General features: G+C 42.9%; 17 protein-coding genes. 3 read left to right on the top strand and 14 right to left on the bottom strand.

All coding sequences use genetic code 11. The annotated features are described in order from the left end of the window. Positions 1-51 precede the first annotated feature (51 nt). From infB to ald, 5 genes are all read right to left on the bottom strand, one after another. Complete coding sequence (gene infB, locus R9C00_03535) at positions 52-3252, bottom strand: translation initiation factor IF-2 (protein ID WPO36516.1); 3201 nt, start codon at positions 3250-3252, stop codon at positions 52-54. A 306-nt stretch (positions 3253-3558) separates the two neighbouring features. Next, the gene (nusA, locus tag R9C00_03530) at positions 3559-4815 is read right to left on the bottom strand and encodes a transcription termination factor NusA (protein WPO36515.1); all 1257 of its coding nucleotides are present in this window, start codon (positions 4813-4815) and stop codon (positions 3559-3561) included. A 47-nt stretch (positions 4816-4862) separates the two neighbouring features. Next, positions 4863-5330: a ribosome maturation factor RimP gene (locus tag R9C00_03525; protein WPO36514.1), complete on the bottom strand. Its 468-nt coding sequence runs from the start codon at positions 5328-5330 to the stop codon at positions 4863-4865. A gap of 284 nt (positions 5331-5614) precedes the next feature. Next, complete coding sequence (locus R9C00_03520; protein WPO36513.1) at positions 5615-8665, bottom strand: ATP-binding cassette domain-containing protein; 3051 nt, start codon at positions 8663-8665, stop codon at positions 5615-5617. A 200-nt stretch (positions 8666-8865) separates the two neighbouring features. Further along, complete coding sequence (gene ald, locus R9C00_03515) at positions 8866-9981, bottom strand: alanine dehydrogenase (GenBank protein WPO36512.1); 1116 nt, start codon at positions 9979-9981, stop codon at positions 8866-8868. A 474-nt stretch (positions 9982-10455) separates the two neighbouring features. Here ald and R9C00_03510 point away from each other — a divergent pair, with 474 nt between their 5' ends. Then, the gene (locus R9C00_03510) at positions 10456-10860 is read left to right on the top strand and encodes a globin domain-containing protein (GenBank protein ID WPO36511.1); all 405 of its coding nucleotides are present in this window, start codon (positions 10456-10458) and stop codon (positions 10858-10860) included. A 72-nt stretch (positions 10861-10932) separates the two neighbouring features. Here the strand turns inward: R9C00_03510 and R9C00_03505 are convergent, their stop codons facing one another. Both R9C00_03505 and R9C00_03500 read right to left on the bottom strand, forming a co-directional pair. Next, complete coding sequence (locus R9C00_03505; GenBank protein WPO36510.1) at positions 10933-12045, bottom strand: NAD(P) transhydrogenase subunit alpha; 1113 nt, start codon at positions 12043-12045, stop codon at positions 10933-10935. A 153-nt stretch (positions 12046-12198) separates the two neighbouring features. Then, positions 12199-12363: a hypothetical protein gene (locus tag R9C00_03500; protein ID WPO36509.1), complete on the bottom strand. Its 165-nt coding sequence runs from the start codon at positions 12361-12363 to the stop codon at positions 12199-12201. A 123-nt stretch (positions 12364-12486) separates the two neighbouring features. Between R9C00_03500 and R9C00_03495 the strand changes: the two genes are divergently transcribed. Further along, positions 12487-13110 carry a hypothetical protein gene (locus tag R9C00_03495; GenBank protein WPO36508.1) on the top strand — a complete coding sequence of 208 codons (624 nt, stop codon included), beginning with the start codon at positions 12487-12489 and terminating at the stop codon, positions 13108-13110. A gap of 486 nt (positions 13111-13596) precedes the next feature. On the opposite strand, the gene R9C00_03490 is transcribed toward R9C00_03495, so the two are convergent. The 5 genes from R9C00_03490 to R9C00_03470 all read right to left on the bottom strand — a co-directional run bounded on the left by R9C00_03490 (position 13597) and on the right by R9C00_03470 (position 18405). Beyond that, on the bottom strand, positions 13597-14769 hold the full coding sequence (locus R9C00_03490) for a hypothetical protein (protein ID WPO36507.1): 1173 nt from the start codon (positions 14767-14769) through the stop codon (positions 13597-13599). 173 nt (positions 14770-14942) lie between these two features. Then, positions 14943-16064, bottom strand: a complete 1122-nt coding sequence (locus tag R9C00_03485) for an adenylate/guanylate cyclase domain-containing protein (GenBank protein WPO36506.1) — start codon at positions 16062-16064, stop codon at positions 14943-14945. 120 nt (positions 16065-16184) lie between these two features. Beyond that, positions 16185-16871: an ABC transporter ATP-binding protein gene (locus R9C00_03480; protein ID WPO36505.1), complete on the bottom strand. Its 687-nt coding sequence runs from the start codon at positions 16869-16871 to the stop codon at positions 16185-16187. A 124-nt stretch (positions 16872-16995) separates the two neighbouring features. After that, positions 16996-18219 carry an FtsX-like permease family protein gene (locus R9C00_03475; protein ID WPO36504.1) on the bottom strand — a complete coding sequence of 408 codons (1224 nt, stop codon included), beginning with the start codon at positions 18217-18219 and terminating at the stop codon, positions 16996-16998. Between the two features lie 57 nt (positions 18220-18276). Continuing rightward, the gene (locus tag R9C00_03470; GenBank protein WPO36503.1) at positions 18277-18405 is read right to left on the bottom strand and encodes a hypothetical protein; all 129 of its coding nucleotides are present in this window, start codon (positions 18403-18405) and stop codon (positions 18277-18279) included. Positions 18406-18420: 15 nt separating this feature from the next. Between R9C00_03470 and R9C00_03465 the strand changes: the two genes are divergently transcribed. Continuing rightward, positions 18421-18654 carry a hypothetical protein gene (locus tag R9C00_03465; protein ID WPO36502.1) on the top strand — a complete coding sequence of 78 codons (234 nt, stop codon included), beginning with the start codon at positions 18421-18423 and terminating at the stop codon, positions 18652-18654. Here R9C00_03465 and R9C00_03460 read toward each other — a convergent pair. Together R9C00_03460 and R9C00_03455 are read right to left on the bottom strand one after the other, a co-directional pair. Further along, positions 18600-19820 carry an FtsX-like permease family protein gene (locus R9C00_03460; protein ID WPO36501.1) on the bottom strand — a complete coding sequence of 407 codons (1221 nt, stop codon included), beginning with the start codon at positions 19818-19820 and terminating at the stop codon, positions 18600-18602. The two genes, R9C00_03465 and R9C00_03460, sit on opposite strands and share 55 nt — an antisense overlap. 265 nt (positions 19821-20085) lie before the next feature. Continuing rightward, complete coding sequence (locus R9C00_03455; GenBank protein ID WPO36500.1) at positions 20086-20844, bottom strand: outer membrane lipoprotein-sorting protein; 759 nt, start codon at positions 20842-20844, stop codon at positions 20086-20088. Positions 20845-21037 lie beyond the last annotated feature (193 nt).

Raw genomic sequence — 21037 nt, 5'->3', positions numbered from 1 at the left:
GTTTTCAAGAGAATGAAAACGGGTATAGTTTGAGATAAATTTGAAGAAAAATTAGTTCAGCGTCCTCTTCACCTCTCGGGTTTCGAAAGCTTCTACTATATCCCCTACTTTTATGTCATTGAAATTCTTGATGCTCAAACCACATTCGAAGCCTTGTTTCACTTCGCTCACATCGTCTTTGAAACGTTTAAGTGCAGCGATCTCCCCACCATTTTCACCTCCTCCGTACACTACAATACCATCTCGAATAAGCCTGATTTTAGAGTTACGCTTGAGGTAACCATCTAGTACGTAGCAACCTGCTACCATACCAACCTTACTTATTTTATAAGTTTCCCTAACCTCTACGTTACCAACTATCTCTTCTTTGATTTCCGCAGAAAGCAAGCCTTCCATTGCGTCTTTCACTTCTTCAATAGCGTTGTAGATGATAGAGTATAGTCTAACCTCAACATCCTCTTTTTCAGCAAGTCTTCTGGCTGCAAGTGTTGGCCTCACTTGGAAACCAATCACAATAGCATCAGAAGCAGATGCTAACAATATATCGTTTTCAGATACAGGACCAACCGCTTTGTGGATAATATTTACCTCCACTTCATCGGTAGATAGTTTTTGCAGTGAATCTGACAATGCCTCCACTGAACCATCCACGTCACCTTTAAGTATGACATTGAGCTGTTGGAAGTTACCCAAGGCAATCCTTCTACCAATATCACTCAAAGTAGTACGCTTAGTAGCCCTGATACTTTGCTCACGCATAATCTGCTGGCGTTTCACCGCAATGTCTTTTGCCTCCCTCTCAGAAGTCATTACATTGAACTTATCACCTGCTTGCGGAGCACCGTTCAGACCAAGTACCTGTACTGGTGTTGCTGGCCCAACCTTTTTCACTCGCTTGCCTCGTGAGTCAGTCAGCGCTTTTACACGACCTTGATGCTGACCAGCCAATATGATATCGCCAACTTTCAGCGTACCGCCTTGCACTAGTACCGTACTCACATATCCACGACCTTTGTCAAGGAATGCCTCTACAACGGTACCAACTCCATTTTTCTTAGAGTTAGCTTTTAATTCTAATATATCGGATTCTAACAATACTAACTCGAGCAGGTCATCTATGCCCTGTCCCGTTTTAGCAGAAATTTCTTGACTTTGGATGCTACCGCCCCACTCTTCTACTAGGATATTGATATTGGAAAGTTCTTGCTTAATTTTATCAGGGTTTGCCGTAGGCTTATCAACTTTGTTGATGGCTATTACAATAGGTACACCAGCAACCTGAGCATGGTTTATTGCTTCAATTGTTTGTGGCATCACACTGTCATCAGCCGCTACTACTACAATTACAACATCCGTTACTTTTGCACCACGAGCACGCATCGCTGTAAATGCTTCGTGACCCGGTGTATCTAGGAATACTATTCTTCGATTACTTTCCGTAACTACATCATAAGCACCAATGTGCTGGGTAATACCACCAGCTTCACCAGCTGCTACTTTCGCTTCTCGGATGTAGTCAAGCAAAGAGGTTTTACCATGGTCAACGTGACCCATGATCGTTACGATAGGAGCTCTATCGCTCAAATCCTCTACTTTGTCCTCTTCTTCCAGAACCAAATCGGTCTCCTCTTCAGCAGAAGTGAACTCTACATCAAACCCAAAGTCTTCGGCAATAAGTTTAATTGTTTCCGCATCCAAACGCTGGTTGATGGAAACAAACATGCCCAAGCCCATACATTTTCCAATGATATCATTTACACTCACTTCCATAAGGGAAGATAGTTCATTGGTAGAGATAAACTCAGCCACTTTCAGCACATTTACCTCTTCAGAAGCTTGCCTTTGCTCTAGTTCCTCAGCATGCCTATGGGCATCCCTTTTCTCTCTCCTATACTTACTCTTGTTACTTTTTGGAGTGTTTGGTCCACTAAGTTTAGCAAGTGTCTTTTTGTATTGTGCCTGTACTTCTTCCTTAGAAGGTTCTTCCTTCTTAGGCCTATCTTTTCTTTTACCGCCTCCACCTGCTGGCGTAGCTTTACCCCTTCCTTTGTTTTCTTTATCAAAGTCTGCTTTAAGGGTCTTGTCTTCCGACTTATATTTTACACGCTTACGCTTACGTTGGTTAGCGCTACTTGTGCTTTCTTCCTTCTTGATGTCTTTTTTAGCATCTTTCTGATCACCACCTTTGCCTCTAGGCTCAGGCTTACCTTTTTTCTTCGGCTTTTTAGTACTAGAAAGATCAATGGTTCCTAATACAGTAAGCCCCGGTAGTTTATCAGATTTTGCTTTGATAAGACCAGACCCACCAGATTTTTTGGTAGCTTCTTCGGTAGGAGCTTCCTCAGTAGAAGGCTCTTCTTGTTTAACCTCAGCAGCTTTATCCACTACAGGGTCTTTTTCTTCAACTTTATTGACCATTTCAGGTGCAGGAATTTCTGGTTTAGCCTCTACTTTAGGAGTTGCTTCTTCCTCCTTGGCTTTTTCTATTTTTTCTTCAGCAACTACAGGCTTTTCTTTAGGAACGTCTGGCTTCTCCTCTTTCTGTTCCTGTACTTCTTCTTTTATTTCTTTAGGAGCGCCCTCTTTTTTAGGGTCTTTTACTTCAGGCTCTGCAGCTCCCACTGGTGCCTTTACCTCAGCTTTAACCTCTTCTGGCTCTTTTTTAGGAGTCTCTGGTGCAGCTTCTTCCTCAACAACCTCTTCTTTTGCCTCAGGTGCTTCTTCAGCAACTGGTGCAGGTGTTGGCTCAACTTCTGGTTCAGGTTTTTCAGGTTTGGCTTCTGGCTCTTCCGCTTTGGCAACTGGTCTGTTTTTATTATCAAGATCTACTTTGCCTACTATCTTAAGACCTTGTAGTTTGGCTTTAATAACAGCGTCGTCCTCTTCAGGTGTGCTTATTTCCTCTTTCTTGGCTTCGGGTTCTGCTTGGGGAGCTTTTTCCTCTTTTTTAGCCGTACGGTCTTCTATGAACAGTTCGTCTTCAAGATCATCGGTAGCAACCGGTTTCTTTTCAGTATCGATTACCACATCGTGGTGGCTCGTTCCTATAGTCAGTTTTTCCGCCTCTTGTCTTTCCTCAATAAACTCTTTAAATTCTTTTTCCAACAGCGCATATTGCTCCGCAGGAATGGGCGCATTCGGCTTCCTGTCGATCTCAAACCCTAGGGATTCAAGTTTCTCAACAATGGTGCCTATGCCCACATTAAAATTTTTAGCCGCTTTACTTAATCTTGTCGTTTTCGAATCTGCCATATATAACCTTCAGAGAATAATAATTTCTGTATGCCGAGTAACACTCTCTTTGACGTTAATTCCCTCAGCATAAATGTGTAAAAGCCTTCTTATATTCAATCAATTTCAGGCTTAAAATAGTTCTTTGCAAAACATTTTGCTCAAACAACCTTGCAAAGATATTATATCTACTGCTAATAACTAAATTAATACTTTATAATGCTTGAAAAATAGGTAAATACAATGGATAATCATCGAAATTCACCTCTATTAAAACATATCAGCCATCAATTATTAAATGATGGCCGATACCTTACCTATATTTTGCTACTGATCGAACTCTTTTTGAAGAGTATCGAAAATAAACTGGATTGACTCTTCTTCAAGCTCCGTTCTTCGATAGAGGTCTTGCTGGCTTACCGCAAGTACACTTTTTGCAGTATCCAAACCGATCCTTCTCAGTTCTTGGATCATCCAATCATCGATCACATCGGTAAATTCTGACAACTCTACATCTTCCTCATCATCTTCAAAATCACCTAACTCTCTAAACACATCAATCTCCATACCCACCAACTTGCTGGCCAACTTGATATTCTGACCGCCTTTGCCAATGGCCAAGGAAACTTGATCTCTGTTCAAAAACACCGATACACGCTGCTTTGCTTCATCAATTTTTATACTATTGATTTTAGCTGGGCTAAGCGCACGAGCGATGTACAATTCCACATTATCAGTATAATTAATTACATCAATGTTCTCATTTTGCAATTCTCTCACAATACTGTGGATCCTCGAACCTTTCATACCCACGCATGCTCCTACCGGATCAATTCGGTCATCGTAAGATTCCACTGCTACCTTAGCTCTTTCACCTGGCTCTCTCACAACTTTTTTGATGGTAATTACACCATCATACACCTCAGGCACTTCACTTTCGAACAAACGCTCCAAGAAATCTGGTGCTGTTCTCGACAAAATGATCTTAGGATTGTTGTTGACCATTTCAACTCTTCTTACAATGGCCCTTACTGAATCTCCTTTGCGAAAACGATCTTTGTAAATTTGTTCCGATTTAGGAAGTGAAAGTTCTTTCCTCTCATTATCAATGAGGATACACTCCCTACTCAACACTTGGTAAGCTTCGCAAGAGATCATCTCTCCTACCATATCTTTGTATTTTTGGAAAAGAACATCTTTCTCTAAATCTTTTACCTTTTGGATAAGGGTCTGGCGGGCAGTTTGTACCAACCTTCTTCCAAAGTCTTCAATCTGAACTTCCTCTGCAACTTCTTCACCTACTTCAAAATCTTCTTCAATTTTTTTCGCTTCGGTCAGACGGATACATAGCGCCTCTTGCTCTTCTTCTACTACGGCATCGTCCGCTATAATTTGCCTATATCGCCAAATCTCCAAGTCACCCTTGTCGATGTTGATAATGATGTCAAAGTTTTCGTCTGTCCCAAACTTTTTCCTAACCATCGTACCAAAAACATCTTCCAAGATTCTGATCATAGTTGGCTGATCAATATCCTTCTTCTTTGCAAAATCGGCAAAGCTATCAATCAATACATTGGTATCCATACTGTTATAATTTATTGGTATTTATCTGAATTAAGTTCTAGTTCTCACTAAAATACTATTTTTACCTTAGCTTTTTGGATAGTATCCAAGGTTACTTGTTTTTCTTCTAGTGTTATTTTTTTCTTTCCTTTTTCTTTGATCTCCGCATTTATGAGCAACGTTTCGCCTTCTATTGAAAGCAACTCTCCTACCCACTTTCCGCCATCTTTGAGCAGTAGCTCCAGTTTTCTGCCCACATTTGCCTCAAACTGCCTTGGCAATTGCAAAGGCTCGCCCACGCCCGGAGAACTCACTTCAAGAGCATAGGCTGTTTTTATGAGGTTTCTTTCCTCTATCTCATTTCCAATTTTCCTGCTCAGCTTAGCACATTCGTCTATGCCGACTCCGTTGTCGCCGTCTATCAACACCAACACCTTCATCTTGCCTGAGCCACTTACGGTCACGCTCACCAAAAACAGATCGTCTTTGTCAATGTAACCTTCCGCCAATTCACTAATTACTTTCTCTAAATTCATATGAAATTGTAAAAAAAATAGGGAGCTAAGCGCCCCCTATCGTTATTCTTACCATGCTAATTTCACACAAATATCCTTTATTTTATCAACTAATGCAAATACTATAGCAATAGACATTTGTACAAATAAACTTCTTCCCTTTATAGGCCTTATCAAACCCATTTAAACGACCCCCAAGTACTCATGAATTGACCTTGCATTGTTAAATTCAAAAAAATATGGCTAGAGAATATAAGTAACGAACCGATAGAATTCCATCTCACTTTGGTCAGGGTAATATTAACCTAATGCTTAACTTTTCTCCGTTGGAAAATGTTGCTATAAAAGTTGCCGACTCCTCTAAAGAAATTGAAATACAGCGTGCCATAAAGCAAAAGTGTAAGCGTCCAGATAAAGCCGATATTGAATGCTAACGTAGACACATACCTACCAAAAATATATTTTCTTGGGGCAAAAAAATGCGCCATGAACGCAAATTCATAATATCCTTTAGGCGGCGTCTGATAAATTGGATATATTTTTTGGATAAGCTGTCCATCGTACTCTATTATCCGCTCTTCGGAAGTAGTGTTGGTCACCATTTTCATCACGCTCTCGTTATGGTACATCCTGAGCCGTTTGGTAAACGCCTCTCTCCCAATCCGGTCAATCTGCTTTGCCACCTCCTTATCTTTAGCTCTCGTCGAGGCTTTATACAATCGATTGTAATAACTATGCAGCTCAGAGAGATAGTTTCCCACACTATCGACCAACTCCATTTCAAAATCCTCAACATTTATCTGCTCGACTACGTTACAGGTGATTTTTGGAGTTTCAACATGCTCTTTATTGATTTCGGACTGAAGCAATTGCAATTCTTCTTTGTACTCCTCCTGCTCTTCTTCGTTGCTTTTCAACAACATCGCCTTTTCGAGCTTGGAACGAAGCGCTGGAATATAATACACCCGCTTATAATCCGCTTCCGCTTTCATCCTATCATATTCATAGAAATCTTTTTCGTATTCATTGTCTTTGAACTGGCTGACAGAAATAGCTTCAAACGCCCACCGTGAAGTAATAATATCGGCTATGAAAGGGACAAACCCATGCTTGCTCGCCAAAAAGGGATTGATATCATCAAACTTGACTACTACCCCTCCGAGCAACAGTTGCGGAATAAGCAAAAGTGGGATGAGAATGTAAATAGTTATTACCGAATTGAAAGTGGCGGAAATATTCAGCCCAAGCATATTGGCAAAGCAAGAGCTAGAAAAAAGCACCACCCAGTAGGTCAAGGTCATGTCTTTTATTTCCAAGATGTAATGACCTACCAGCACATAAAGCAAGGTCTGAATAGCAGACAAACCAAATAAAATGAGGATTTTGGAGAATAGATAGCTAAACCTGCTCAACTCCAAATACGATTCCCTTTTTAAGATCTTGGCATCTTTGATAATTTCCTCCGCACTGACCGTCAGCCCCATAAAAATGGCAACAATGATGCTCATAAAAATGAAAGCAGGCAGGTTTTTATTTTCGCTAAAATCATAGCCTCCCGTTCCCGTTAGCTCATCTACCTGATAGTAGCGAACAATGAACGCCAAGATAAATGCAAGCAAAGGCGCTTGCAAAAGATTGATGGCAAGGTACTGGTGATTATTCAGTTTAGCCAACAAATCCCTGGTGGCAAAAGTACGCACCTGCTTCCAGCGCTTGGGGATGTCCAGCGAGCTGGGCGGCTTGGTCAGTACCTTTTGCACACTTGGCAACTTCGTGCTTTCGGTAAACATATTGTACCAAACATTAGGCGGCACTTTTCTCACAGGCGTATCGTTCCCAAACTCATCCACCACTCGATTTTCAATAATATTGAAAATCTCTTCCACCTTCACATTCCCACAATTGGTACAGACGCTATCTTCCTCTCTGTCTATATCGTTGACCATAGTTCGGAAGTACATAAGCGCAGCAACTGGGTTGCCATAATAAATCTGATATCCGCCCACATCTAGCACCACAAGCTTGTCGAAAATCTTGAAAATATCGGAAGAAGGCTGGTGAATTACCACAAAAATGAGCTTGCCCATGAGTGATAGCTGCCTGAGCAGGTCTATGATATTCTCCGAGTCGCGGGAAGAAAGACCCGAAGTAGGCTCATCTACAAATAGAATTGAAGGTTGGCGAAGCAACTCTAACCCAATATTGAGACGTTTCCGCTGCCCTCCACTTATCGTTTTGTCCAAGGCATTTCCCACCCGAAGTTCTCGTATTTCAAACAACCCAAGGTTCCGCAGTGTCCACTCTACTTTTTTGTCAATTTCCTCGTCAGATGCTTTGCCAAAGCACAACCTTGCAGCATAAAAAAGATTTTGGTAAACCGAAAGGTCTTCAATAAGCAAGTCATCTTGAGGTACATACCCTATCACCCCTTGCACATCTTCTTTGAACCTATAAATGTCGATCCCATTTATTTTTACAGAGCCAATTTGGGGAGCAAGGTTGCCATTGAGCACATTTAGCAAAGTAGATTTCCCCGATCCGCTAGCACCCATCAGTGCTACCAGCTTGCCCGACTCTTCTGCTATATTAACGTTGTGCAGGCCCTTCCCTCCGTTGGGAAAGTAATAAGAAATGTTATTTGCCTCAAAAGAAACTTTTGCCTCGTCGTCCTTATTGAGGAAATGGCTTACTACTTCGCTATAATACAGCGGATCCATTTCACTTCCTTGGATGGTATTTCCCGGTGCGAAAGCATAAATATGTTCCCAATTGAGCTGATCCCCACTCATAGTAAGGTCTTTGGTGGGCAGCATCAACCTTACAAAATACATTTCGGTTTCAGGAAACCGCAACACGGCCAAAGTTGTATCCAACTCGGCGTGATAACGATGCTTTACTTTATAAACCGAACTGTCCTTTCGTTCATTTATTAGTAAAATATTATCTGACGTGAGCTCGGTAGCATCGTTTTGGGCAATGTATTCTTTTATTATATTGTAAAATTTCTCTTTGATGTTCAAAGCCTCGCAGACCGTAATCATAAATCCGTCTTCTATATCGGAAACCTCTTGGTCGGCCAGTACCAACTCAACCAAGTGGACCAATATAATGATCCGCTGCTTTTTGGATAGCTCATTCTTGAGCTTCAAGGCAACCGCCTTTGCCTCCTTAAGTCCAGATTTATCATTGATCCCCACGTATTCATCAAACAAAAAAAGTGCTTTATTAGCCTCAAATTGATTGATATGGGAGCGTAAGAACTTTTCTATAATGGCACGTTTATTCCCCGCAGATCCTTCGATATTAGCGATGATTGCAAGCAACTTGATAATACCTTCTAGTACTTTTTCATTCATGCCTTAGCATTTGCTTTTTGCCTATAATGTGAATTGAGGACTGAATATAAAAAAAATAAAAGTTGACAAAGAAACTTCTTATAGAGATTGTATCCAAATAATACTGCAAAGAAGCCCCTCTCCCATTAGAAATACTGAAAATAAAATGCCCTGCCAAAACTGACAGGGCATGAATGCTTTTAATACAAAGCAAACTATCTTTAGTCAAGAAATTCCTCTACTGGAGTGTAGTCCAAGCCAAATGCTTCCGCCACCGCTTCGTACACAACCTTTCCTTTGATCACGTTCAATCCCAACAGCAATTCTTTATTCTCTTTACAAGCCTTTTTCCAACCTTTGTCTGCCAATTGCAAACCGTAAGGCAACGTAGCATTGGTAAGTGCTAGCGTAGAAGTATAAGGAACTGCACCCGGCATATTCGCCACAGAATAATGAACAATTCCATCTATTTCATATACAGGATCTTGGTGCGTAGTTGGCTTGGTAGTCTCAAAGCAACCGCCCTGGTCTACTGCCACATCTACCATTACCGTACCTGGCCTCATAAGGCTTAGCATATCTTTGGTTACCAAAGAAGGAGCTTTTGCGCCTGGGATCAAAACTGCACCGATAATAAGGTCGTGAGAAGGCAACAATTTCCTGATATTGTACTCGCTAGACATAAACGTGCGCACATTAGCAGCCATCACATCATCCAAGTAGCGTAAACGCTGCAAATTGATATCCATAATGGTCACATCAGCGCCCAAACCTGCCGCCATTTTAGCAGCTTGTGTACCAACGATACCACCACCAAGCACCAATACTTTTGCAGGCATTACACCTGGAACACCACCTAACAAAATACCAAGTCCGCCCATAGCTTTCTCTAAGTATTTCGCTCCTTGTTGGATCGACATTCTTCCTGCAACTTCAGACATAGGCACCAAAAGTGGCAAAGACCTATCCGCTTTCTCAACCGTTTCATAAGCTATACACACCGCTTTTTGCTTGAGCATAGCATCGGTAAGAGGTTTTGAAGAAGCAAAGTGGAAATAGGTAAAAAGCAATTGATCTTCTTTGATCAATGCATACTCTGGCTCAATAGGCTCTTTGACCTTTACGATCATATCTGCCACACCATATACATCGGAAATTTCTGGTAAGATTTCAGCACCTGCTTGCACGTAATCTTCATCGGAAAAACCACTGCCCAAACCAGCCGTCGCCTGAACATATACCGTATGCCCATGCTTCACAAATTGCAATACACCAGAAGGCGTGAGACCTACACGGTTTTCATTGTTTTTAATTTCCTTTGGAACACCAATTTTCATCGCATTTAAATTTAGCTAGTACAAAATAGTTGTTGTTGTAAAAATGATGGGCAAAGGTAATTAGGAAAGCAACATGAACCAGTGATTTCATATAAAAAATATATACGCTTTTTCACTCAAAAAACGACCTAGTTCGCTCCAGCCCTCAACCAGTAGCGCATTACTAAGAAATAGTACGTTGCCAGCAGCTTTGTTTAAAGCTAATTACTTATTAAAAAATAAGTTACACGCCTCTCCTTTTCCCTAAAGAAAGCCCAAATTGTATGTAGCCACATAGAAGACAAAGAGTATTTTTATTGAGAATAATCAGCTCAAATCCTAACAAAAATCTGCTCTGCATTTTTGTTTGCGCATGAATTGCAAACTATCTTTAACCCAATGTATTTTTTGTAGCATGACTAAAAGCTTCATTATTTTTTAATAATTAAGTATTTAGCAATACATAAACCCGATCCCAATTTCAGCAAATTCAAGATGACAGAACAAGAAATTATATTAGTACAAAAATCCTGGACCCAAATCAGAAATCATTCTCAGGACATAGGAGAGGCTTTTTATGAAAAACTTTTCGATACAAGACCTGACCTAAAAAACCTTTTCTCAACCAATAAAGAAGCACAAGCAAAAAAACTAATGTCCGCTATGGCATTAGCAGTAACGAAGCTTTATCAAGACTCTGTTCCTGACGAAACTATTGAGGCTGTAGGAAAAAGACACACAGCCTATAGAGTGAAACCTGAATATTTCGCCGTTTTTGGAGAAGTACTTATCGAAACCTTGGGCGAGCGCCTTGGCGATTTTTGGACAGATGAACTTGAAAAAGCTTGGATCGCTGCCTACGATCACATTGCAAAAATGATGATGCAAACGTTGAGGTAGTTCCAAAGCATTTCATACAAAAAAGCCCTGTTGCACTAGTGCAACAGGGCTTTTTGCTTAAAGCAGCTTTACTTACGCCACAACTACTTTGTTGTATTTATCTTCTCCATTATATACAATGCAAGAAGAAGCTATTATTTCATTTTCAAAATCTGGATCTACCTTTCCTTCTATCAAGAAAATCTTAAAGAAGTTTTGGAGGTTCTTGCTATACAACTGGCTTGCATGCGAAGGAACTTCCGCAGCAAGGTTTGAATCACCCACTACCGTTACATGGTTATAAACCACTGTTTTCTTATCTTCCGTCACCGCCGTGTTTCCACCACCAGCAGATGCCAAGTCCATAATAACCGACCCAGGCTTCATCTTATCTAAGATATCTTTACCGATGATCACTGGAGCTTTTTTGCCCCTCAGCAGAGCCGTAGTGATGATCACATCTGCTTTTTCTGCTTTCTCGGCAATCAAAGCAGCTTGCTTTTGCTTGTACTCTTCCGTTTGTTCAACAGCGTATCCGCCTGCCGAAGTATCGTCCTTTGCACCTTCCACTTCCACAAACTTCGCCCCAAGGCTTTGCACCTCTTCTTTGGCCGCAGCCCTTGTATCAAACGCCTCTATCACCGTGCCCAAGCGCTTTGCTGTTGCTATGGCCTGCAAACCTGCCACACCCGCACCTATCACTAATACCTTTGCCGGAGGGATAGTACCCGCAGCCGTTGAGAGCATAGGGAAATAACGGGGAAGGATGGTTGCCGCTTTCACTACCGCTTGGTAGCCCGAGATCGACGCCATAGAAGACAGCACATCCATACTCTGCGCCAGGGTAGTCCGTGGGATCATATCCAAACTAAAAACCGTCCTCGATTTTTGCGCAAGGCTGGTCGCTACTTCAGGCTGGGCATAAGGCTGGAAGGAAGATACGATCACTGCATCTTCGGGGGTGCTGGCAATTTCAGCTTCGGTAAGCGGATGGATGGAAACGATGAAGTTTGCCTTTGACAATACCTCTTCCCGAGCTACCGCCTTCACTCCTGCCTCTTCGTAAGCCGCATCGGAGAAATACGAAAGCTCTCCCGCTCCTTTCTCTACCAACGCCTCGTTTCCTTCGCCTATAAACTTTGCCGCAATTTCTGGAACAATGCTAACCCTTGCATCGTCCTGTTCTTTGAGTATTCCTATTAACATATCAAAAAAATTTGTTCCGTTCCAGTAATAAGTGATAAGTTGACCTAGCAAGGTGCTAAATCTTTTGCGAATTCAAAGCTTTGCACTACACGTAAACAATCCCCCCTCATTTTCGCACTGCAAAAGTATAAAATCCATCAATTCTCTACCTCATTATTTTAAAATTTCTAAAAAACGAGCGCCTCTATTAGCAACCCTAACAAACATCGTTTGCATTTTTTTGAATTTTCTTAAAACCTTCCCTATTGCCCTTCCTTTTCCAGATACCCCGACTGCCCCCAGGCCAACGCCAAGTATTAACCCAATATTACATTTCATTATTTTAATACAAAAAACCCATAAAAGAAGAGAAAAACACAGCAAACATTCAGCTTTATTCTTATATTTATTAATATAATGTGAATAAATAAAGTCTTTAACATTACAACTGAACATATAAAAATGAAAAGTCTTCTCTTTTTAGCCCTTACCTTGGCTAATTTACAGCTACTAGCAAGCCCCATTACCAACACAACTTGGTACAGCGGGGAAATCTATTTTGAAAATGGAACAACCTCTTCTGGAGAAATTCATTACAACAGCCAAAAAGGAATTGTACTGCTAAAAAATCAAGATGCCATAAAAGCCTACAGCAACCAGAAGATCAGCGCTTTCCTCTTTGTTGATCCTCAACTGAATACCATCCGAAGGTTTATAGCAATAGGGCAAAACCAAAAAGGTTTCTTTGAAGTGATAGTGGACGGGTATTGCCCAGTCCTTCGCAAAGCCCAAAAATATGCCTACCTCGATGCAAGCCATGTGAGTAACGAACACCTTTCCGATGAAGAAAGAAGTCAACATGAACAAACCTTTGATTATTACATGCTCTACCAAGGCGAGCTGATCCCTATCCGTTTCTTTCAGAAAAACGTGTTGCCCCTCCTCCGTAAGGACTTCAAAAACGAGATAAACGGCTTTATGGAAACCTACCAACTCAAAACCCGCTCACTAACACACAACCTAATGGTAATCAACCATTATAATCAACTAAAGAGGAGGACAAAAGACCTTACCCAAAGGCAGTAACCAAACAAAAGGAGTAGAAAAGCCTACAAACCAAACAGACCTATATACCAAAGGAGCAGATTATTGGGCAAAAGGAGGTGTTTCTCCCATTCCCCCGCTGGATTTTTGCACCCAAGCCTCCTCTCGCTCGGCTCTAGCCGAGTGAGGAATATGTATTGAGCGTCCCGCTCAAGGGGAGCCTCTGGCTACCATACTAGTTGACACTCCATTCCAAAGCTTGGCAAGCTCACAACCGAGCGGCTGTAAAAGCATAAGAACCCAAAAACTTCAGGTTTTGAATCTCTATGGAAACATACCTTTTAGTTTAGGCTAAAGCCTGCTCGTTTTTACTCCTGAGCGGGGCTTAAAAACCCCGCCTAATGAGTTTTTTATCACTAGCAACGGGCTTCAGTCCGTTGGACAACAACCTTTCTATTCGGCTTTAGCCTAACTCTCAGCTTGTATCCATTATGCAGTACCATTCGTGATAAGCTTTAATAGATAAACCTAAAAATTCCACTTCAACCTCGTAAACACAAACGTGCCGCCCGACCCATAGGAAGAATCTTCTGAGCCGCCAAAGACTTGGGCTACCAAGAGGAAGTAGAGGTTTTCGGTGAGGGAAAAATCGACGGTGGGGCCTAGGAAATAGGAGCCGTCGTTGGGGCTGGCTATTCCGCTGAGGCCTGCTTTTATGAGCGGGGTTATTTCGTATTGGGCTTCGCCGAAGAAGCTGAACTTGGTGGCGGAAAGGGTTTTGGGCGTGAGGTTCTGGTTGAAATCGATCATGCCGGGCTTGCCGCTTGCCCCGTTGCTGTTGTAGAGCATTTCCCCGTGCAGGAAAAGGGAGTTGGCAAAAGTATAGTCTATGGAGGTGCTGGCTACCAGCGTTCCCATGCCTTCAAAAGGCTGATCTTCGGGAATAAAATAACTAAGTTCGCCTTTGAACCCTGCCGATTTGATCTGCCCAGCCCAACCTCCGCCTAGCACCACATCGTCTTTCATCTTCCCTGCCAATAGCTGGAAATCGTAGCCCCCTGCATTGGTCTTGTACATACTCGCATAGCTCGATTCTCCAAACTCCCTTGCGGGGGAAAAGACAAATTCGACAGAAGAAACCGCCCCCGTGTAGTAGCGCACCAAGAGGGCATCGCTGCCCGGGCGTTCCTCGTAGTCGAAGTCGAAGAAGGAATAGGTATTGAAAATATCGTTGGGATTCCAGACGAACGCTTGCCCCCAGTTGATGCGTTGCCTACCTAGCCTCACCTGCCAGTTCCCCTTGCTCCAGTCCACATAGGCGCGGTCGAGCGTGCTGTGCAAAAAGTAGGAGCTATCGCTAAACACAATGGTGGAAAGATCGAAAAAGCCTTCGTCCGCGTCTATCAGCTCATCGTAGTTGGGGATGGTCTTTACCGTTTCCCCATAGAACAAGCGGTTGCGGTTTTCTACTGTAAAAGTAAGCGCATCGCTGGCATACCATTTAAAGTTTAGCCTGTTATGGATAAAGTTATCTTGCAACCATTCACCATCAAGATTCTCGAAAGACACCGAATGCAAGTCCTTCAAATAGCCATTGAAACTGATTTTGGAAGGTTTTTCATCCTCAAAGCTTTGGGCATGGAGGCTTTCTTGGAGGGCAAGAATCAGGATAAATCCGTATAGAAATTCAATGCGTTTCATTTTTTGGTGCTCGGTTGTTGGTTTTGGTTATTTCTGGTTGTGGGGTAATCTTGTATGAGGTTGCTTAATTGTCTTTTTCTTCTTCCATCAAACACACATGTTTCCCCTCGTTTTAGACGCATTCAATGCGTCTCTACCTTTTCATCTAATTTCTAACCTCTATTCTCCAACTTCTAATCTTTGGCTACTAGGGAAAAAACATCAGGGTCTTCTGTGGCATAAATCTTTACTTTCTGTTGTTTTCCCTTTAGCTGCAAATCTCCAATAAACGTACTGTTAATCTTGTAGTCTTCCACCAGTTTTTTCTCTATATTTTCAGAAAACAAGACTTTTCGCCCAAACTCGTTGCAGCGTTCTTGAATCCTTGCTGCCGTGTTGAGCACATCGCCATGGTAGGCTATTTCCCGCTTTATTTCCCCTACTTCTGCTACGGTAACCGCCCCCATTTCTATCCCTGCTTTAAACTGTGGCAACATATTGAACTTCTTTTGGTAATACTTGCTCCTCGAAGCCAATTTCTTTTCATAAGCAAAATACAAGCGGATGCAATTCATGTTTTCCAGCCCATCTTTCAGCGTCCAGGTAAGCACTACTTCGTCACCCACATACTGGTAGATTTGAGCTTTGTGGGCTATCACCACATCGGTAAGGTCTTGGAAACAATGTTGGATAAGCTGGCTATACATATTGTGCCCCATCTGTTCGGCTATAGTGGTCGATCCTTTCAAGTCCAAAAACATAAAAATCCGCTGCTCGTCCCTAGGAGAGTGGTACTTTCCCATAATCATCTTGAGCAAGTTGCCGTGCCCAAGGTTTTTGTCCACCTGCAAAACGAAGTTGGTGAATAGGATACAAAGGAAAATATACACAAACATAACCGTGCCAATTACTTCGTAATTAAAATGATTGATATCCAAAGCTTTCAACTCAAAAGGATAGGCATTGAAAAGTAGGTAAATCATCCTAATCAACAAACCTGAAAGAACAATTGACAAACAATACAAAAGCGTTTTTATAAGTACAATAAACCCAAAAGACTTCTTCCGAATCCTTGTTTCTTCGGTAAGGAAGTTGGTGATAGAAAACCACACGCCAAAAAAGAACCCAAAAAATGTTGGCTCCAACCTCCCCGGTATCGATGTGGCATAAGAGGTGACTTTTTCGTGTATGCCTTCCATTGGCAGCGATGTAAAATCGAAAAAAGGGAAAAACCCCATCACTATAGCGGCATAGAGGTTCATAAAACCAATCCAGGCAAGCACAATAAAAACCATTTCCCTAAGCATGATTTTCATTTTGTACCCTTGCTGAATCTTCTTAAAATACTTTGGCAAACCCATTTTTGTCTGGTTACTTGTTTCTGTAGACCCAAAGATACCCTTCATAGACACCTATTAGGGCGTCTCTACATTTATTTATCCCCTAACCACATCGCTTTCTACTTCTCCATCGGCAATGGTGATTACTCTTCGGGCTTTTTCTATCACCCGTTGGTCGTGGGTGGAAAAGATAAAGGTAATATTTTCTTCCTTGTTCAGCTTGCCCATGATGTCCAGTAAATCCGCTGTCGATTTGGAATCGAGGTTGGCGGTTGGCTCATCTGCCAGCACAAACTCTGGCCTTGATGCCAAGGCACGGGCAACTGCCACCCGCTGTTGTTGCCCTCCCGATAGCTTCGCCGGTCGGTTGTCCATTCGCTCGCCTAGTCCCACTTCCGTGAGTAATTCTTCTGCCCTTTGCTGGTATTTCTTCTTTTCCCAGCTCTGCAATTGCATAATAAATTCCACATTTTCCCTTGCTGTGAACACGGGCAAGAGGCTATAATCTTGGAACACAAAACCGATGTTGTTCAGCCTAAAATCAATCAGCTCCTTTGGTTTTAGGCTGCCAATTTCCGTTCCGTTCACCACCACATTTCCTTCCGTGGGCACATCCAATCCTCCTATCATGTTAAGGAGCGTGCTTTTCCCCGAGCCCGAAGGCCCTACTATGGCGGTAAACTCCCCTTTTTCTATCTCCAAACTCACTCCGTTCAGTGCATGCACAGGCACCGTGTCGGGGTTATAAATCTTCTTCAGGTTTTTAATTTGAATGATTGACATATTTCAATTGGTTACTTGTTTTCTGGTTGCTTGTTACTTGTTTCTCGTTGCTAGTTACTGGTTGACGCATTGCAATGCGTCTATACATTTCCAATCTCTAGCCTCCAACTTCTAGCCTCTAGCCCTAATCCACATTCCCTTTAATGGCATCCACGGGTCGTAGCTTCAAGGCTTTGAGGGCTGGATAAACCGAGGAAACCAAGGCGGTAAAAATCACCATGAGCACAAGGGTGAAATAAAAATCTGGGCTTAGGTATGGATATACCACTTGATCTATTCCCCAACTGGCAAAGCCTTCGGCAAACATGGAAAGATCGATGCCCGAAGAGCTTGAAACAGTCACCAACAGCATGCTCAACGCCAGCCCTATCATCGCCCCTATGAAGGAAAGGAGCACCGTTTCCACCACAATCATCCGAAAGATCTTCCCCTTGTTCATCCCCACAGCCATGAGCACGCCTATTTCCCGCACTCGCTCAAACACCGCCATCAGCATCGTGTTCAATATCCCGAAGGCGAGGGCAAACAAGATGATCGCCAAAAACAAGAAATTCATCTGCATCATCAGATCGCCCAAGTAGCCTAGCTCTGGCTGGATTTCCTTCCAACTTTCCACCTTCACCTCGCTGGGCACTTCTTTTTTAATCGCTTCATAAATGGAAGGCACATCTTCCATTTTCATTCCCTTCACCACTATTTCATGCTTGCTCCCGGGCATATTCAACAAGCCCGCCAGATCACTTCCCCGCACATAAGCCGTAGCCTCATCGAAGGCAGAGGAACTGGTGCGGAAAATTCCCACCACCCGAAATGCAGCTCCTACAATAGTCCCATCTGCATTTTGGAAGGTAACTACCACTTTCGAACGAAGCTTAATTTCCAACTTATCCGCCGTTTTTCTACTGATCAAGATCGGGTTTCGCTTCACATCTTCAAAGTACGTCCCTTCTTCCAGCTTTTCGTAAACCGAACTTATCTGCTTCTCCTTTTCAGGGTCAATTCCCAGAAGCTCCACACCTGTACTGGCATTGGAGCTAGCCAGCATCGCTGTGCTAACCACTCGCTGGCTCACCGCTTTTACAAAAGGAATCCGTTCTATTTTTTCTTCCAAGTCTTGCGGCAGGGGCAAGTCTAAGTTGATATCTTTATTTTGGCTGAACCCTTCCTTGTGGAGCTGGATATGCGCCGTTTGGGTGTCGATGGCGCTTCTCATTTTTTGATCCGTCATCCCGTTGAACAAAGCAACGGAAAACACGCCTCCAGTCAGTCCAATGGCTATTGCCAAAATAATCACAAGGCTTCGGGTTCTACTTCGCCAAACATTCCGCCATGAAAGCTTGAGTATCATTTTATATTGATTTATAGGTTATTTTCTTTATCAAAATCAGGCTTTAGCTATTATTTTCTAATCATTTGAGCGCACTCTCGCCAGCTCGCCCCGTGCAGCCAAGCCGCCCCACGCACAGTCCATTTCGGTCTTGGCTTTGCCCTCTTTCCCCAGTGCGCATTTCACATCTAGCATTACTGTTATCACAAAAAGTTCGCTCCTATGGAGCTACTCCCAAGCAATTTCCCCTACTACAAACAGCACACCTCTACGAGGTTGCATTTTTCCAAAACCCACATCCTCTTTGGTAGCGCCATCGTCGTGGGCGGCCGGAACGACCACGACGGAATCGGCACATCAAATCCTTCTCAATACTCACACCCACACTCTTGCTCAACAACTCATGCCCTCAGCGCATCTATCAAATGGATTTTCCGAATGGTAGAAAGCGGATAAAGCAGGCAGATGAAAACAATGATACCGATGGCAATCATTTGGCTGGTAAAAATTGCTGGTTGCAATGAAAATGGCATAATTGGCTCTAATCCCATTTTTTGCATTCCCTCGGCAGCATCTCCTGTGAGGTAAATGGGGTTTAGGTACATGTAATACAACAGGGGAATACCCACCAGCAAGGAGGCAAGCAAGCCTACAATCCCGATCAGTAGCGTTTCGATAAACACCAGCGAAATGAGCTTCGTTTTTTGCAAACCAATGGCAATCAGTACCCCAAATTCTTTGATCCGCTCCACGGTCATCATCATGATAGTCCCGAAAATGCCGAAGGCAATCACGATGTACAAAATGATAATCATGATGATCCCACCCGCATTGTCCGACTGGATAAGCTGCACCAATTCGGGCTGAAGCACATCCCAGCCCATTACCTCATACTCTTCGTCAAGGCTCGCCCTCAGGCTTTTTTCCACCATTTCCACATCTTGGTAACTCTGTAAGGCTATCACTAAAGCAGTTGCCATGCCGGGAGCAGAATTGAAGTCCCTATTCAGGGCAATGGGCATGTACACCATACTGTTATTGAGCGTAGGATTTGGCAGGTCCACTATTCCGCAAATAGGGAATTTCCCGACTGCATTGTTGCCATGGTAGCCTTGCCCTATGAGCACCAACGTATCCCCCACCCCAAGTTTGAGGTAACCCGCCAAGCCTTTGGCTATGAGCAGGTGATTATCATCGGTAGTGAAATACCGCCCTTCTTTTACCTTATCGGCTAACTTCGTCATCCTATTTTCCTCCTCTGGGGCAGTGCCTACCACCATCGCCCCTTTCGACAGCTTTTCCGAAGCAGCAAGGGCAAAGTTTTCTAACCGGGGAATATAAAAATCGATCTTAGGCTCAGCGACAAGCTTCTGCCCTATCGCTTCATTTTCTTCCAGCAGCTTATTAATAGACTTGTTGTCCCAATATCCATCCCTATGCACCTGGATGTAGCCTGAGTGCATTTCTACACTGTTTTCGATCATCCTCTGGTAAGAACCTCGCTGCATGGAGCGCATAAAAAGCGCCAGCAATACGGCAAAAAAGATAGAGGATAATGTAATGATCGTTCGGCGTTTGTTCCGCCAAATATTCCGCCAAGCAAGTTTGACAAGGAGTTTCATTGGTTGTTTTTTTATATCAGAAAGGGGTTGAAATGGTTACTTGTTGCTGACGGTCCGCCGCTGCGGTTTCTTGTTACTGGTTTTTTCTCAAAAACTTTTAAGCAGCTAACTTCTTGAGCACGAACCAGAGGTTTGCGCTAGCGACGTGCAACGTCTCTACATTTATCGAAAATCAAAAAAATCATTTTCTTATTATCGCATCATCAAATCAGCAATTTCCCTCATTAATTAGCACATCAGCACATCGAACCATCAGCACATCAAACTACCTTACCCTTTTCATATTCTGGATGGAGAAGAAGCTTTCTTTGACATCAATTTCAAAATCCATTTTGTTATAGATCATAACCGTTTTGTGACCCTCCTTTTCCGCAGGAATCATTTCCCACTTAGTAGGCAGCTCTCGGTCGTCCATTTGCTTCACATCACTGCAAATCATCGTATTCACCAAGTAGCCATCTTCATCGTAATATTCGACCTTCAGCTGGTGGTATTCCTTTTTAGAAACCCACGCTTTTATTTTCCCCCACACTACAGCCGCTTCGGGCTTGGGCATAAGCTGGATAATGTGGCAATCGAAGCCATCGATGGTCTCGCTGCCATCAAAACTATGCTCATAGTCCTCCACTATGGACGATTCTTTGAGCAGGTCATCGTTGGTGAAATCTGACCCCATCCACGACTGCATCATCATCGATGGGGAAATTTTGATATTCCGCTCTATGGAAGGCATCCAGTTCCATAGCTCATTTTTCCGCTTGAGCGAAACCGTTCCTTTGTCTTTGACGGGGGAAAGGATTAACACCATGCTGTACTGCCGGCCTAGCGACCAAGTCCGCATGGTCATGGCTCTGCTCCATTCGGGTCGGATAATTTCCATACTGACCTCAGCTTTGTTGGAGCTTCCCCTAAGCTTATCATCTGCCTTTTGGATTACCTGCTTGGCTGTTTCTTCAGTTGGAGCAACCCATGCAGCCAAAACAAAAGCCATGAATGTCAATAGTGCAATTCTAAAAGATTTCATCTTATTCAGGTTTGATGAAGGTAAAACCTGCCAACTATGCAGGTTAAAAAGTATATGTTTTCAATCAAAATGCTGATTGTTTATCTAATCCAATGAAAATTCAGTTCGCTCCTATGGAGCTAATTCCAAACAACTTCCCCTAGCTACAAACAGGGCACCTCTACGAGGTTTTATTTTCCTGATCATATCCTTT

This window comes from Flammeovirgaceae bacterium SG7u.111 (genome assembly GCA_034044135.1).
In the GTDB taxonomy this organism is placed as follows: domain Bacteria; phylum Bacteroidota; class Bacteroidia; order Cytophagales; family Flammeovirgaceae.
The sequence above is the reverse complement of the archived record's forward strand: the minus strand, read 5'-3'. Positions and strand labels throughout refer to the sequence as shown.

Bases quoted from the DNA above. Each gene is read 5' to 3' on its own strand.
- R9C00_03480 (WPO36505.1), bottom strand. From the start codon at position 16,871: ATGTCAATCATTCAAATTAAAAACCTGAAGAAGATTTATAACCCCGAC.
- R9C00_03490 (WPO36507.1), bottom strand. From the start codon at position 14,769: ATGAAACGCATTGAATTTCTATACGGATTTATCCTGATTCTTGCCCTC.
- infB (WPO36516.1), bottom strand. From the start codon at position 3,252: ATGGCAGATTCGAAAACGACAAGATTAAGTAAAGCGGCTAAAAATTTT.
- R9C00_03505 (WPO36510.1), bottom strand. From the start codon at position 12,045: ATGTTAATAGGAATACTCAAAGAACAGGACGATGCAAGGGTTAGCATT.
- R9C00_03510 (WPO36511.1), top strand. From the start codon at position 10,456: ATGACAGAACAAGAAATTATATTAGTACAAAAATCCTGGACCCAAATC.
- R9C00_03525 (WPO36514.1), bottom strand. From the start codon at position 5,330: ATGAATTTAGAGAAAGTAATTAGTGAATTGGCGGAAGGTTACATTGAC.
- R9C00_03460 (WPO36501.1), bottom strand. From the start codon at position 19,820: ATGAAACTCCTTGTCAAACTTGCTTGGCGGAATATTTGGCGGAACAAA.
- nusA (WPO36515.1), bottom strand. From the start codon at position 4,815: ATGGATACCAATGTATTGATTGATAGCTTTGCCGATTTTGCAAAGAAG.
- R9C00_03455 (WPO36500.1), bottom strand. From the start codon at position 20,844: ATGAAATCTTTTAGAATTGCACTATTGACATTCATGGCTTTTGTTTTG.
- R9C00_03495 (WPO36508.1), top strand. From the start codon at position 12,487: ATGAAAAGTCTTCTCTTTTTAGCCCTTACCTTGGCTAATTTACAGCTA.
- R9C00_03500 (WPO36509.1), bottom strand. From the start codon at position 12,363: ATGAAATGTAATATTGGGTTAATACTTGGCGTTGGCCTGGGGGCAGTC.
- R9C00_03520 (WPO36513.1), bottom strand. From the start codon at position 8,665: ATGAATGAAAAAGTACTAGAAGGTATTATCAAGTTGCTTGCAATCATC.
- R9C00_03485 (WPO36506.1), bottom strand. From the start codon at position 16,064: ATGAAAATCATGCTTAGGGAAATGGTTTTTATTGTGCTTGCCTGGATT.
- R9C00_03475 (WPO36504.1), bottom strand. From the start codon at position 18,219: ATGATACTCAAGCTTTCATGGCGGAATGTTTGGCGAAGTAGAACCCGA.
- R9C00_03465 (WPO36502.1), top strand. From the start codon at position 18,421: ATGGAGCTACTCCCAAGCAATTTCCCCTACTACAAACAGCACACCTCT.
- ald (WPO36512.1), bottom strand. From the start codon at position 9,981: ATGAAAATTGGTGTTCCAAAGGAAATTAAAAACAATGAAAACCGTGTA.